Genomic DNA, 15760 nt, shown 5'->3' with positions numbered 1-15760 from the left:
CCTGGGGCATTAGCTCCTTTCGGATGTGGCGCGGGTCTTCTTGGCCCTGTGTTGCCCTTCAGGTTGTCAACGGGGGACTATCGGGCGTTGCGCGAACAATTTTCGCCGTCGAGGAGGGAGCGAAATCCGGTCGGAACGGCGTTGCCGTGCCGCAGGACAAAGTTTTCCTGTCGCCCAAAATCTCCCTTTCAGACCGATCCCCGGCTTTGCAGACATCTCGGAATGATTGCGCCGCGGGACATCGCGCCTGCGGATATGCGCCGTCTGACGATCCGCTCCGCAAGGCGGGCAGTCCGGTTCACCGAAGGTTCAGGATAAGTCATAAATATAGCGTGGCCCGATTTCGTGCGTGTTCCCGCCACGGACGAAAATGACGGTCAAGTCGAACAAGTATCCCTAAAGTTCAGAATACGAGCCCGATGTCATTTCATATTACCCCGACCGCCGCCGCCCGTGATTCCGAGACGAAGCAGATCGATCACAATGATTCGATCCGCGCGTCGTATATGACGGTCGAGGAACTGCATGATGCGGGCGCCGCGCTTTCCCGTGACGGTGCCGACAGCCTTCCAGGCTTCATGGAGTTCGATTTCTTCGAGCGTCATCGCGAGAACGAAAAGGAAATCCTCAGGGTTTATCGCACGACGGCGGTCGACGCGGAAAATGGCGCGACGATTACGCCCGCTGCGGAATGGCTGCTCGACAATCACTACGTCATCGAAGAGGCGATCCAGGAAGTCCGCCGCGATTTCCCGCGCAAATTCTATCGCCAGCTGCCGACCATGACGGTTGGCGGCGTGACGATCCCGCGGGTGATGGCGCTCGGCTGGCTTTATGTCGCCCATACCCACAGCACGGTTTCGCGCGAGAACATGACGGCTCTGGTGGATGGCTACCAGACCTCGAAGACGCTGCAGATCGGCGAATTGTGGGCGCTGCCGTCGATCATCCGTTTTGTCCTCATCGAAAATCTGCGCCGCATCTCCATCCGTGTGGAGCGCTCGCGCCGCATGCGCCAGAAGGCGAACGAGGTCGTTGACGAGATCATTCGTCTCAACGATGCGGAAGCCTCCGCAGCCCTTCTGAAGCAGGTCGATACGCTGGTCGACGACCCGACTTTCGCAACGCAGTTCCTCTATCGCCTGAGAAACGGCTCGCAGACATCTGGTTTTGCGGTGGCTTGGCTCGAAGAGCGCCTGCATGCCGCCGGCACCGACGCCGAAAACGTCATGATGTCGGAACATAATCGCCTGGCCTCCGGCAATGTGACTATGGGCAATATCGTCAAGAGCCTGCGCGAAATCGACGATACGGAATGGTCGGTATGGTTCGAGGAAGTCAGCCATATCGACAAGGTCCTGCGTGAGGAAACCGACTACGAGGTTCTCGATTTCGGTTCCCGCAACACCTATCGCAACACCATCGAGCTCCTGGCGCGTCGTTCCCCCAAGACCGAAGTGGAAGTTGCGCGCGCCGCCGTTGAAATGGCGCGATCCGATATGCCTGCGGAGGCGGCTGAAAACCAGCGCGTCAATGTTGGCTCCGTGCTTGTCGGCCAGCGCCGGTTTGAGCTTGAAAAGGCGCTGGGTTACCGGCCGCTGGTGTCGCAGCATATCGTCCGCTCAATGCGCAAGTTCAACTGGCTCGCGATCGCGGCGCCGGTGCTTATGATCACCGCGCTGGTCATGCTGGCGGTGGGCTGGTTCCTGGCGGAAGCGGGCATGCCGTGGTATGTGGTGACCGCTTTCCTGCTGATGTTCGCACTGCCTGCCTCGGAAGGCGCGACCGGCCTCTTCAACACGCTCGTCACATTCTTCGTGAAACCGTTCCGCCTGGTCGGATACGAGTTCAAGAACGGTATTCCGCAGGATGCCCGGACATTGGTCGCCGTGCCCTGCATGCTGACCAGCCGCGACAGCGTCGACGAGATGATGCGCAATATCGAGGTGCATTATCTCGCCAATCCGCATGGCGAGATCTATTTCTCGCTGGTGAGCGACTGGCGCGATGCGCAATACGAACAGTCCGACGACGATCTCGAGATTCTCGACTATGCCAAGCGCGAGCTTGCGGCGCTGAACAGCCGTTACGCTTTTGACGGCAAGACGCGTTTTTACCTGCTGCACCGCCGCCGCATCTACAATCCGGCAGAAGGCTGCTGGATGGGTTGGGAGCGCAAGCGTGGCAAGCTGCATGAGTTGAACATGCTGCTGCGCGGGGACAAGGACACGACGTTCCTCAGCGGCGCGAACATCGTACCGGCGGACGTCAAATACGTCATGACTCTGGATGCCGATACGCGCCTGATGCGCGACGCGGTGACCAAGCTCGTCGGCAAGATGCATCACCCGATCAACCGTCCGGTTATCGATCCGCAATCCGGCCGTGTCGTCGAAGGTTACGGCCTGTTGCAGCCGCGCGTAACGCCCTCGCTCACGACCGGCAAGGATGCATCCGTCTTCCAGCGCGTCTTCTCGATCAACCGCGGTATCGATCCTTACGTCTTTACGGTTTCCGACGTTTATCAGGACCTGACGTCCGAGGGCACTTTCACCGGCAAGGGCCTTTATGACGTTGATGCCTTCGAGGCGGCCCTGAAGGGCCGTATCGAGGAAAACTCCGTTCTCAGCCACGATCTGCTCGAAGGCTCGTTTGCGCGTTGCGCGCTGGTGACCGATGTGGAGCTGGTCGAGGATTTCCCGACCCGCTACGAGGTGGAAGTCTCGCGCCAACATCGCTGGGCCCGTGGCGACTGGCAGCTGCTGCCCTATATTCTCGACCGTGCCCGTGGCGTCACCGCCATCGGCCGCTGGAAAATGGTCGACAATCTGCGTCGTTCGCTGACGCCGATCGCCTGGTTCTTCGCTTCGATCCTCGGCTGGTATTTCATGGATCCGCTCGGCGCCTTGATCTGGCAGATCCTGCTGATCTTCTCGCTGTTCGTCGCGCCCACGCTTTCTCTGCTTTCCGGCCTCGTGCCGCGTTCCACCGACATCGTACCGCAGGCGCATTTCCACACCATCTGGTCGGAAATCCGCGCCACCAATGCGCAAGTCGCGTTGCGCATCGTCTTCATCGCCGATTCCGCCTGCATGATGACCGATGCGATTGCCCGTTCGCTTTACCGTCTGCTCGTCAGCCACAAGCTGATGCTGGAATGGCGTACCGCCGCCAGCATGCAGTCCAGCGCGCAGGGCGGCATCACCTATTATTTCCGTCAGATGTGGCATGCGCCCGTCGTTGCCATGCTTGGCCTTTTGTTTGCGGCGCTGCCCGGCGACAACGCCTTCCTGATCGGCATTCCCTTCACGCTGCTCTGGGTCCTGTCGCCTGCCGTTGCCTGGTATGTCAGCCAGTCGGCCGAAACCGAGGACCGGCTGTTCGTTTCGGAACATGTCTCCTTCGAGCTTCGCAAAATCGCACGTCGCACGTGGCGTTATTACGAGGCTTTCGTGACGCCGCAGGAAAATCACCTGCCGCCTGACAACTTCCAGGAAACGCCGGAGCCGATCGTCGCTTCGCGTACCTCGCCCACCAATATCGGCGTCTATCTCCTGTCCGTCATTTCGGCGCGCCAGTTCGGCTGGATCAGCTTTGCCGATACTCTGGAGCGGATCGAGAATACGATCCAGACCGTTGAAAAGATGGAGAAACATCGCGGCCATCTCTACAACTGGTATCATACCGACACCTTGCAGACGCTTGGACCCCGCTATGTTTCCGCGGTGGACAGCGGCAATCTCGCCGGCCACCTGATTGCGGTTTCGTCCGCCTGCCGCGATTGGGCGGAAGCACCCTCTGCCCATCTTCAGGGCAATCTGGACGGCATTGGTGATGTCGCCGGCATTCTGCGCGAAACGCTGAAGGCGTTGCCCGACGACCGCAAGAACCTGCGTCCGCTGCATCGCCGCCTCGAAGAGCGCATCATCGGTTTCTCGAATGCTCTGGCCTCCGTCAAGCGCGAGCATGAATTCGCATCCATCCGCGTCATCAATCTTGCGGTGCTGGCACGCGACATCCAGAAGCTTGCAACCAATGTCGACCATGAGGTGAAGTCCACGCAGAGCGCGGAAGTGACCCGCTGGGCGCAGTTGCTCGTGGAATCCTGCGAGGCGCATATTTCCGACAGCGCCATCGACCTCACCAATATGGAGCCGCTGCGCCAGCGTCTCGCATCGCTGCGCGACCGCAGCCGCAATCTCGCCTTCTCGATGGATTTCACGTTCCTTTACCGCAAGGATCGCCGTCTTCTGTCAATTGGCTACCGCGTCGAAAGCAAGGAGCTGGATGAGGCCTGCTACGACCTTCTCGCCTCCGAATGCCGCCTGACCAGCCTCTTCGCCATCGCCAAGGGCGATCTGCCGACCGAGCACTGGTACCGTCTCGGCCGTCAGGTCGTGCCGATCGGCGCGCAGGGCGCGCTGGTCTCCTGGTCCGGCTCGATGTTCGAATATCTGATGCCGCCGCTCGTCATGCAGGAGCGTCAGGGTGGCATTCTCAACCAGACCAACAATCTGATCGTCAAGGAACAGATGAATCACGGTCGCCGTCTTGGCACGCCGTGGGGCATTTCCGAAGCGGCGTTCAACGCCCGCGATCACAATATGAATTACCAGTACACCAACTTCGGCGTACCGACGCTCGGTCTGAAACGCGGCCTTGGCCAGAATGCGGTGATCGCGCCTTACGCGTCGATCCTCGCCAGCCAGTACGATCCTGACGGTGCGTTGGAAAACCTCGACAAGCTGCGCAAGCTTGGCGCACTCGGCCAGTACGGTTTCCACGATGCGGTGGATTTCACGCCGACACGCGTACCTGACGGCAAGGTCTGCGCGGTGGTCTACAATTATTATGCCCACCACCATGGCATGTCGATTGCGGCCGTCGCCAACGTCGCCTTTGACGGCGTGCTGCGCGAACTCTTCCATTCAGACCCGGTGATCGAGGCCGCCGAACTGCTGCTGCAGGAGAAGGCACCGCGCGAAGTGCCTGTCATGAGCGCCAAATACGAGCCGGAGACCCCCGGCAAGGAGCAGGCCGACCTGCTGCGCGCGGAAGTGCGCTCCATCGCCGATCCGGCCGTCCGCGACCGCGAAGTGGTGTTCCTCTCGAATGGCCACTATTCGACGATGCTCACCTCGACGGGTGCGGGTTATTCGAAGTGGAACGGCCAGGCAATTTCCCGCTGGAAAGCCGATCCGACCGAGGACCGCTGGGGCACCTTCATCTTCCTGCGCGACACCACCAACGGACAGTGGTGGAGTGCGACGGCAGAGCCGCGCGTCATCGAAGGTGAAAAGACCAAGACGATCTTCACCGACGACAAGGCCGAGTTCCACAAGACGACCGGCGATCTGCAGAGCGTGGTCGAATGCATCGTTGCCACCGAGCATGATGCCGAAGGCCGCCGCGTCACCCTGCTCAATGTCGGTTCCGAGGATCGTTACATCGAAGTAACCTCCTATATGGAGCCGGTCATTGCTTCGGAGGACGATGACAACGCCCATCCGCTGTTCTCGCGCATGTTCGTGCAGACGGAGATTGGCCGGCGCGGCGATGTCATCCGCGCCTGGCGCAACCGCCGCAGCCCGAACGAGCCCGGCACCGTCATCGCGCATCTTGCCGCCGACAATGCCGGCCCGTCGCGCCCGACGGAATTCGAGACGGATCGCGCCAAGTTCATCGGCCGTGGCCGGTCGCTTGGCGAGGCGGCGGCTTTCGATGCCGGTGCCACGCTGTCCAGCACCGATGGCTTCACGCTCGATCCCATCCTGTCGCTGCGCCGCACCGTGCGCGTGCCGGCCGGCAAGAAAGTGAGCGTGATCTTCTGGACGATTGCCGCGCCGAGCCGCGAGGAAGTCGACAAGGCGATCGACCGTTACCGCCATCCGGACGCTTTTGCGCATGAACTCGTGCATGCCTGGACGCGTACGCAGGTGCAGATGCGCCATGTGGGCGTGACCTCTCAGCAGGCGGCAGCCTTCCAGCATCTCGGCCGTTATCTGACCTATCCCGACATGCATCTGCGTGCCGATTCGGAAACGCTGAAAACGGGCCTCGCTTCGCAGCGGGCGCTTTGGCCGCTTGCCATTTCGGGCGATTTCCCGATCTTCAGCCTGCGCATCAACGACGATATGGATATGGATATCGCCCGCGAAGCGCTGAGCGCGCATGAATATCTTCGTTCGCGCGGCGTGATCTTCGATCTTGTCATCGTCAACGAACGGGCTGCGTCCTACGCACAGGACATGCAGCATGCGCTCGATCACATTTCCGAGGCGCAGCGCCGCATCAATCCCGCCGATGGCGGTCGTCCGCACGTCTTCTCGGTGCGCCGTGACCTGATGGATGAAGAGACCTGGACCGCGCTTCTGGCGGCTTCCCGCGTCGTTCTGCACGTGCGCAACGGCAAGATCGTTGACCAGATCAACCGCGCAGTATCGCTGTTTGCGGCCCACCGTGGCCCCGACGCCGCGCAAGCGCGTCTACCTGTGCCGGCTTTCCCCATTGCGGAACCGGTCGAGGATGCGGGCGATCTCGATTTCTGGAACGGTTTCGGCGGTTTCGCCAAAAGCGACCAGGAATATGTCGTGCGCCTGCATGGCGGGCAGTCCACACCGCACCCGTGGATCAACGTCATCTCGAACGAGAATTTCGGCTTCCATATTTCGGCCGAAGGCGCCGGTTTCAGCTGGAGCCGTAATTCGCGCGACTATCAGCTGACGCCCTGGAGCAACGATCCGGTCATCAACCGGCCGGGTGAGGCCTTCTATGTCGCCGATGTGGAAACAGGGAAGCTCTATACGCCCTGTGCCGCGCTGTCGCGCGATCCGGAAGCCATGTTCGAAACCCGCCATGGTCTCGGCTACTCCGTGCTGACAGGCGTTGCGGATACGCTTGAAGTCGAGGTGACACAGACCGTTGACCGCGAAAAACCGGTCAAGTTCTCGCAGGTCATCGTTCGCAACAAGGGTTCGAAGAGCCGCCGTCTGAAGGTCTATGCCTATGTGGAATGGGTACTCGGCAATAACGGCCAGAAGTCCGCGCCGTTCATCCTGAGCAGACATGATGCGGGCAGCAATGCGATCTTTGCTTCGAATCCCTACAGCATCGATTACAGCGCCCGCACCTCGTTCCTCACGCTCGATAGCGAGGCAAGCGGTTTCACCACCAGCCGCCGGGAATTCATCGGCCGCTTCGGTACGCCGCAGGCCCCGCAGGGCATCGTGTCCGGTGCCGCACTCAGCGGCAGCACCGAGGTGGATGGTGATCCCTGCGCCGCCTTGATGCAGGAAATCCACCTGAAGCCGGGCGAAGAACGGCACATGACCTTCATTCTCGGCGATGCCGACAATGCGGAGGAGGCCGAAGCGCTGGTGAAGGACGTTCGCCAGGCGGATTTCCAGTCGGTGCTGGACGAAAGCAAGGCGTTCTGGACGGGCTTTACCGGCCAGTTGCAGGTTTCCACGCCGGATGCCGGCTTCAACCACATGGTCAACAGCTGGCTGCCCTATCAGGCACTGGCATGCCGTATCCTGGCGCGTACCGCCTTTTACCAGTCGAGCGGTGCCTTCGGTTTCCGTGACCAGCTTCAGGATACGCTCGCCTTCCTCCTTTATCAGCCAGATCTCGCCCGCAAGCAGATTCTGCGCGCGGCAGGCCGTCAGTTTGCAGAAGGTGACGTGCAGCATTGGTGGCTGCCTTTGACCGGTGCCGGCGTGCGCACGACGATCTCGGACGACGTTGTCTGGCTCGCTTATGCGATCAACCAGTATGTTTCCGCTACGGGCGATAGTGCCATTCTCGACGAAAGCATCCCCTTCATTAAGGGTCCGGCATTGATGCCGGGTCAGCACGATGCCTTCTTCCAGCCGGAGACGAGCGACAGATCCGCAAGCCTTTACGAACATGCGGCGCTGGCTCTCGATCTTGCCATCCATCGCACCGGCGAAAATGGCCTGCCGTTGATCCTCGGCGGTGACTGGAACGACGGCATGAACCGCGTCGGCGTTGGCGGAAGGGGCACCAGTGTCTGGCTCGGCTGGTTCCTGGCCGGGGCCTTGCGCGATTTCATCGAGATCGCCGAAAAGCGCGGTGATACTGACCGCGTCGGCAGATGGGCGTCGCACCGGGAAAAGCTGCGCAAGGCGCTGGAAACGGCGGGTTGGGACGGCAGCTATTACCGTCGCGGCTACTTCGATGACGGCACGCCACTCGGTTCCGCCGAAAGCGAGGAGTGCCGGATCGATTCACTCGGCCAGAGCTGGAGCGTTCTCTCCGGCGAGGGCGAGGAAGGCCGCTCGCGGCAGGCGATGGATGCCGTCATGGAGCATCTGGTCGATGAGCAGACGGGCATCATCCGCCTGTTCACGCCGCCCTTCTCGCGTGCGCCGCATGATCCGGGTTACATCAAGGGATATCCGCCGGGTGTACGTGAAAACGGCGGACAATATACCCATGCGGCGACCTGGGTGGTGCTTGCCCTTGCACGACAGGGCCGCGCCCAGGAGGCCTGGAACTGCTTCAAGCTGCTCAACCCGGTTAATCATGCCCTTGATGCGGCATCGTCTGAAACCTATCGGGTCGAACCCTATGTGGTGACAGCGGATGTTTATGGTGAGGGTGCCTATGCGGGTCGTGGTGGCTGGAGCTGGTATACGGGTTCGGCCGGCTGGCTCTATCGGGCTGCGATCGAGGGTATTCTCGGTATCACCCGAACCAACGGCAAGCTTCATATTGCGCCTTCGCTGCCGGAGGACTGGAGCGGTTTCTCGGTGAAGATCACGCTCGACGGGAAGGCAAAGGACATTGTCGTCAGCCGCAAGGCCGGTGCGGCGGAAGTCTCCGTATCCGTCGACGGCAAGCCGCTCTCGGCAGGTGATCGGGTGATCCCGTTCGACTGAGACGAAAGGTTCTCCGTTCGCTTTTAAAGCCAGGCTCCTGCGGTGACGCAGGGGCCTGAACTTTTACGGGATATGTCCGCTGCAGACCCACCTCCGTCATTCCGGCCCTGAGCCGGAATCCAGCCGACGCGCGTCTGCGCGACGGGAAGACTCCTTTCAGCCCAAGGACTTGGGCTGGCTGGATTCCGGCTCAGGGCCGGAATGACGGAGGTGGGTGTGCAGCGGCACCGATAATCGGGTCAGTAATCTTCTAACGGCTTTCGCAACAGGGGTTTCATACATGTTGTGTGAGTGTGCGTGAAACCGGTCCAAAGGTTTAGGCGGTTACTCGCCCGATTTAAGATCGTACTCGTTGCGTCGCGGAACGCACGAAGCGAATAAAGAAAAAGGGCGGAACATTGTGTCCGCCCTTTCTGTATTCCTTGCGCTATAAAGCCTTAGGAAGCTATCGCCTTTGGTCGAGGCTGGCCTTCGTCTTCGGTCAGCAGGCCGCTGGTGCGCAGCAGCGAGGTGAAGCGTCCGCCGCGCTGGCTGAGTTCGTCGAAAGTGCCCTTTTCGATGATCCGGCCCTGATCGAGGAACAGCACCTGATCGGCATCACGCACCGTGGAAAGGCGGTGGGCGATGATGAAGGTCGTGCGGTTCATTCTGAGCGCATCCACGGCGGCTTTAACGCGCGCTTCCGTTTCCACGTCCAGCGCACTGGTCGCCTCGTCGAGAACCAGGATGGGGGCATTCTTCAGGATGGCGCGGGCAATGGCGATGCGCTGGCGTTCGCCGCCGGACAGGCGGTTGCCGCGCTCGCCCACCTGAGTCAGGTAGCCATTGATGCGGCTGTCGATGAAATCCGTCGCCGCCGCTGCTGCCGCCGCCTCCACCACTTCCGCATCCGTGGCCGATTCGCGGCCAAGGCGGATGTTTTCGCGGATGGAGCGATTCAGGAGGCCTGCATCCTGGAATACGGTGGCGATGGAGTTGCGAAGCGAGTTCTTCGTCACGGTCGAAATATCGGTTCCATCTATCAGAATCTGGCCGGAATCCGGATCGTAGACACGCTGCAGCAGGTTGATGAGCGTCGTCTTGCCGGCACCCGTCGGTCCGACGATCGCGATGGTCTGTCCGGCCTTGGCCGTGAACGAGATGTCGTGAACACCCTGCTTGGTGTTGGCGAAACCGAAATTGATGTTACGGAATTCCACGGTGCCGGAGACGTTCGACAATTCGCGGGCATCACCCGGCTCTTCCCGTTCCTTGACGGAATCCTCCAGCACGAAGAAATCCTCGAGCTTGGCGCGCGCCTCGAAAATCTGCGTCACGAATTGGCGCATCTGATCGAGCCTGCCGATGAGAAGATTGGCAAAACCGATGAAGGCGATGACGTCGCCGACGCGCAATTCGCCGTTTTTCACCAGCACGGTGCCGATGACGAGGATGATCATCATCGAAACCGTCGAGGCCGTGCGGTTCAGCGCACTGGCGAAAGCCCACCAGTCAAGCACCGGATATTGCGCGCTCAGCAGTTTTTCGGTGAAGGATTTCAGCGCTTTCGTTTCGGCCTCGATGCGGTTGTAGCTGTGCAGCACCGACACGTTGCTGATGGAATCGCTGACATGGGCAAAAACGCTGTGATAGTGCTCCTCGACCGAAGCCTGGCCGTCCTTGGTCCGGCCCATCACCCACTTGCCGATGAACCAGTAGACGATACCGAGGCCGATCAGGACGAAGCTGAGGCGCAGATCCATGGCCATGGCTGTCGGAATAAGCAGCACGAGCGCCACGAAGGTTGCCAGATGCGTGCGCATGAATTCGAGCCAGAGGCCGAACAGCGTTTCGCTGGCGCGCAGCAGTGTGTGCAGCGCATTGGAGGTGCCGCGCTGATGGTGCCAGGACAGCGGCATCGAGATGATGCGCCCGAAGGCTTCCGTCAGCAGCGTCGCACGGCGGCCATGCGCCAGCCGGTCGGCCTCGCGGGCAACGGCGACATAGGCAACGGTGTTGAAGACGCCAAAGCCCGCCCACAGGATGAGGATGGACGTGACACCGGTGCCGGAAGAGATGGCGTCGATGATCCGTCCGAACAGCACGGGTTCGGCAATGGTTATCGCTGCAAGAATGACGTTGGCGATGACGACGACCGTGACACGCCATTTATGTACGGTCAGATAGCGCAGAGCGCGTGTGTAAACCTGAAACAAAGTCAAATTTTCAATCCAGTCCGGCGTCTTTTTCGAGCGGTTGATTGTTCGGTCTCAAGACAATCCTTTTTTAGCAAGGTTGCATGAGACGGCGAAATTTGTGTAATTATCGCTCTTTCTGTCTGAATGGCGGCTTAACAAACTGACCGCGTGTGCGAACCGAAAAAAACCGAACCTGATATTTCCAGAGGCGTCGTCACAAGATTTTGCATGTTCGTTTCAGGGATTGCTAACGATGACATGATCAATCTCATCCGACCGGCGCCCGAGTAACATGACGTCATCGCGGGACCATGTCCTTCGGTCATTCCTTTCAAGTCAAGCTCCGGGCCATGTGTCTTTAATGCACGATATCCTTCACTTCATCTCTGCGTGTTACCAGGCGGGAAGCGCCGACCGCGTTCGCTCTGAATTCGCAACGCTTATTCGCGAATATGGTTTCGAATATTTCCTCGTCAGCAGGCGAATGACCGGGGAGCTTGCCTCCACCGGCCAGATTCTCGCGCAACATCTCCCCGAAGGCTGGATCGAGGTCTACAGGGCCAAGAAATACAATCTCGTCGATCCCGTCCGCAAGGTGATCGGCATGGTGCACAAGCCGTTTCAATGGAAAGAGGCTCTCGAAGGCCTGCCCCGCGCCATGCATCGGAAAAGGGCAAGCGTGTTTTTTAACGATGCCGGCCGCTATGGCCTGCAGGGCGGTTATGCCTTTCCCGTGCATGGGCGCGCCGGATTTATCGGCGCGGTGTTCATTGGTGGTCAGGACAGGCAATTGCCCTCGCTCCAGGTCGAACTGCTGGATGCGGCCACGCGTGCGGTATTCTGGCGCCTGCTCGATCTTTCCGGTCAGGCTCACGGCCTCAACAATTCCCCGGATGTTTCCGCTCTCGAGTTGACGAAACGGGAAATGGAGGTGCTGACGCTGATGGCTGATGGCATGACCTCGACCGAAATCGGACGCCAGCTATCGATCTCCAACCATACGGTCGACTGGTATATCAACGGAATCCAGCGCCGGTTCAGCGCCAAGAACCGGCAGCATACAGTCGCGCTCGCTTTTCGCCACGGCCTGCTGAGCTAGCGGCGACAGGACGGTTCTCTCCCGAATTGCCCTTTCCAAGACCGGGTTTTGCTGCTTAATTCCGCAGTGCAGCAGAAATTTTGTTTTGGCGTGTGGGGAGACCGTCTTGAAAATATCGAAAATACTTGTTGCCAACCGATCCGAAATTGCGATCCGCGTTTTCCGGGCAGCGAATGAGCTGGGGATAAAAACCGTCGCGATCTGGGCGGAAGAGGACAAGCTGTCTTTGCACCGCTTCAAGGCGGATGAAAGTTATCAGGTCGGCAGGGGCCCTCATCTTGCCAAGGATATGGGACCGATCGAAAGTTATCTTTCGATCGAGGAGGTTATCCGCGTCGCCAAACTTTCGGGAGCTGACGCGATCCATCCCGGCTATGGCCTTCTGTCCGAAAGTCCTGAATTCGTAGAGGCCTGCAACAAGGCGGGTATCACCTTCATAGGACCGACGGCGGATACGATGCGCCAGCTCGGCAACAAGGTCGCCGCCCGCAATCTTGCCATTTCGGTTGATGTACCCGTTGTTCCCGCCACCGATCCGCTGCCGGACGATATTGCGCAAGTCGAGCGCATGGCTGAGGAAATCGGTTATCCCGTCATGCTGAAGGCCTCCTGGGGCGGCGGCGGCCGCGGCATGCGCGCCATCCGCAAGAAGGAAGACCTGGCGCGTGAGGTGACCGAGGCCAAGCGCGAGGCGAAGGCCGCCTTCGGCAAGGACGAGGTCTATCTCGAAAAGCTGGTGGAGCGCGCGCGCCACGTCGAGAGCCAGGTTCTCGGCGATACACACGGCAATGTCGTGCATCTGTTCGAGCGTGATTGTTCTATTCAGCGCCGCAATCAAAAAGTGGTCGAGCGTGCACCCGCACCTTACCTCAGCGAAGCGCAGCGCCAGGAACTGGCAGCCTATTCCCTCAGGATCGCAGCCGCGACCAATTATATCGGCGCAGGTACGGTCGAATATCTGATGGATGCCGATACCGGCAAGTTCTACTTCATCGAGGTCAATCCACGCATTCAGGTGGAGCATACCGTCACCGAAGTCGTGACCGGTATCGATATCGTCAAGGCGCAGATCCATATTCTGGAAGGTGCCGCAATCGGCACGCCGGAATCGGGCGTGCCGAAGCAGGAAGATATTCGCCTCAACGGGCATGCGCTGCAGTGCCGCATCACCACGGAAGATCCGGAACACAACTTCATTCCGGATTATGGCCGTATCACCGCTTATCGCTCGGCGTCCGGCTTCGGCATTCGTCTGGATGGCGGCACGTCCTATTCGGGAGCGATCATTACCCGCTATTACGATCCGCTGCTGGTCAAGGTAACGGCCTGGGCGCCGCAGCCGGACGAAGCGATCAGCCGCATGGACCGCGCGCTGCGCGAATTCCGTATCCGCGGCGTAGCGACCAACCTGACCTTCCTCGAAGCCATCATCGGCCATCCGAGTTTCCTCAACAACACCTATACGACCCGCTTCATCGATTCGACGCCGGAACTGTTCGCGCAGGTCAAGCGTCAGGACCGCGCTACCAAGCTGCTGACCTATCTTGCGGATGTTACGGTGAACGGCCATCCGGAAACCAAGGGCCGCGTCAGGCCGCCGCCGAATGCGGCGCAGCCAGTCGTGCCCTATATCGACGCGCCGACGCCGGATGGTACGAAGCAGTTGCTCGACCGGCTGGGACCGAAGGGTTTTTCCGACTGGATGCGCAATGAAAAGCGGGTGCTGGTGACCGATACGACGATGCGCGACGGCCATCAGTCGCTGCTGGCCACGCGCATGCGCACACACGACATTGCCGGCGTGGCGAGCGTTTACGCCAAGGCCTTGCCGCAGCTTCTGTCGCTGGAATGCTGGGGTGGTGCAACCTTCGACGTTTCCATGCGCTTCCTGACCGAAGACCCGTGGGAGCGTCTGGCGCTGATCCGCGAGGGTGCGCCGAACCTGCTTCTGCAAATGCTGCTGCGCGGTGCGAACGGCGTCGGATACAAGAACTATCCCGACAATGTCGTGAAATATTTCGTCCGCCAGGCCGCAAGGGGCGGTATCGACCTGTTCCGTGTGTTTGACTGCCTCAACTGGGTGGAGAATATGCGTGTCTCGATGGACGCAATCGCCGAAGAGAACAAGCTCTGCGAAGCAGCCATCTGCTATACCGGTGATATCCTCAATTCGGCACGCCCGAAATACGACCTGAAATATTACACCAATCTCGCCGCTGAGCTGGAACGTGCAGGCGCCAATATCATCGCCGTGAAGGATATGGCAGGGCTTCTGAAGCCTGCCGCTGCCAGGGTGCTGTTCAAGGCGCTGCGGGAGGCGACCAGCCTGCCGATCCATTTCCACACCCATGACACATCCGGCATTGCGGCTGCGACCGTGCTTGCCGCCGTCGATGCGGGCGTGGATGCGGTGGATGCCGCCATGGACGCGCTTTCTGGCAATACGTCCCAGCCCTGCCTTGGCTCCATCGTCGAGGCGCTGGCCGGGTCGGAACGGGATACCGGTCTTGATCCAGAATGGATCCGTCGCATCTCCTTCTACTGGGAGGCGGCGCGCAACCAGTATGCGGCTTTCGAAAGCGACCTCAAAGGACCGGCCTCGGAAGTCTATCTGCATGAAATGCCGGGCGGCCAGTTCACCAACCTCAAGGAACAGGCCCGTTCGCTGGGTCTGGAGAGCCGCTGGCACGAGGTGGCGCAGGCCTATGCCGATGCCAACCGCATGTTCGGTGATATCGTCAAGGTAACGCCGTCTTCCAAGGTCGTCGGCGATATGGCGTTGATGATGGTGAGCCAGGATCTGACGGTTGCCGATGTCGAAAACCCTGATCGTGAAGTGTCATTCCCGGACTCGGTGGTTTCGATGCTGAAGGGCGATCTTGGACAGTCGCCAGGCGGCTGGCCGGAAGCCCTGCAGAAAAAGGCGCTGAAAGGTGAGGCGCCCTACACCGTGCGTCCCGGTTCGCTGCTGCCGGATGCCGACCTCGATGCGGAAAGAAAGGCGATCGAAACCAAGCTCGAGCGCTCCGTGAACGACTTCGAATTCGCGTCCTATCTGATGTACCCGAAGGTGTTCACCGATTTCGCACTGACCGCCGAGACCTATGGTCCGGTCTCGGTCCTGCCCACTCATGCCTATTTCTACGGCATGGAGGATGGGGAGGAGCTGTTTGCCGATATCGAACGCGGCAAGACGCTGGTCATCGTCAATCAGGCCTCATCCGGTACGGATGACAAGGGCATGGTGACGGTGTTCTTCGAGATCAACGGCCAGCCGCGCCGCATCAAGGTGCCGGACCGCGCCCATGGCGCATCGGGTTCTGCGGTCCGCCGCAAGGCTGAACCCGGCAATGCGTCGCATATCGGCGCGCCGATGCCGGGCGTGATCAGCCGCGTCTTCATCAATCAGGGTCAGGAGGTGAAGGCCGGTGACGTGCTCCTGTCCATCGAGGCCATGAAGATGGAAACAGCGCTTCACGCCGAACGTGACGGCAAAATCGCCGAGGTTCTGGTGCGCCCCGGTGACCAGATCGACGCGAAGGACCTGCTGATCTCCTACGCCGAATGATGCGCTGACGCGT

4 protein-coding genes are annotated in these 15760 nt (G+C 60.2%); 3 read left to right on the top strand and 1 reads right to left on the bottom strand.

Annotation, left to right across the window (positions count from 1 at the left end; genetic code table 11):
• Positions 1-419: 419 nt before the first annotated feature.
• The gene (locus JZY08_RS13050; RefSeq protein WP_216330372.1) at positions 420-8903 is read left to right on the top strand and encodes a glucoamylase family protein; all 8484 of its coding nucleotides are present in this window, start codon (positions 420-422) and stop codon (positions 8901-8903) included.
• Between the two features lie 437 nt (positions 8904-9340).
• On the opposite strand, the gene JZY08_RS13045 is transcribed toward JZY08_RS13050, so the two are convergent.
• Positions 9341-11104: a glucan ABC transporter ATP-binding protein/ permease gene (locus JZY08_RS13045; RefSeq protein WP_080600123.1), complete on the bottom strand. Its 1764-nt coding sequence runs from the start codon at positions 11102-11104 to the stop codon at positions 9341-9343.
• A gap of 337 nt (positions 11105-11441) precedes the next feature.
• Between JZY08_RS13045 and JZY08_RS13040 the strand changes: the two genes are divergently transcribed.
• Together JZY08_RS13040 and pyc are read left to right on the top strand one after the other, a co-directional pair.
• On the top strand, positions 11442-12179 hold the full coding sequence (locus JZY08_RS13040) for a LuxR family transcriptional regulator (RefSeq protein WP_003492558.1): 738 nt from the start codon (positions 11442-11444) through the stop codon (positions 12177-12179).
• A 106-nt stretch (positions 12180-12285) separates the two neighbouring features.
• Entirely contained in the window at positions 12286-15747 is a 3462-nt protein-coding gene (gene pyc, locus JZY08_RS13035; RefSeq protein WP_216330371.1) for a pyruvate carboxylase, read from the top strand.
• Positions 15748-15760 lie beyond the last annotated feature (13 nt).

Origin of the sequence: Rhizobium sp. X9 (genome assembly GCF_018873185.1) — a bacterium.
Lineage (GTDB): Bacteria > Pseudomonadota > Alphaproteobacteria > Rhizobiales > Rhizobiaceae > Agrobacterium > Agrobacterium oryzihabitans.
The sequence above is the reverse complement of the archived record's forward strand: the minus strand, read 5'-3'. Positions and strand labels throughout refer to the sequence as shown.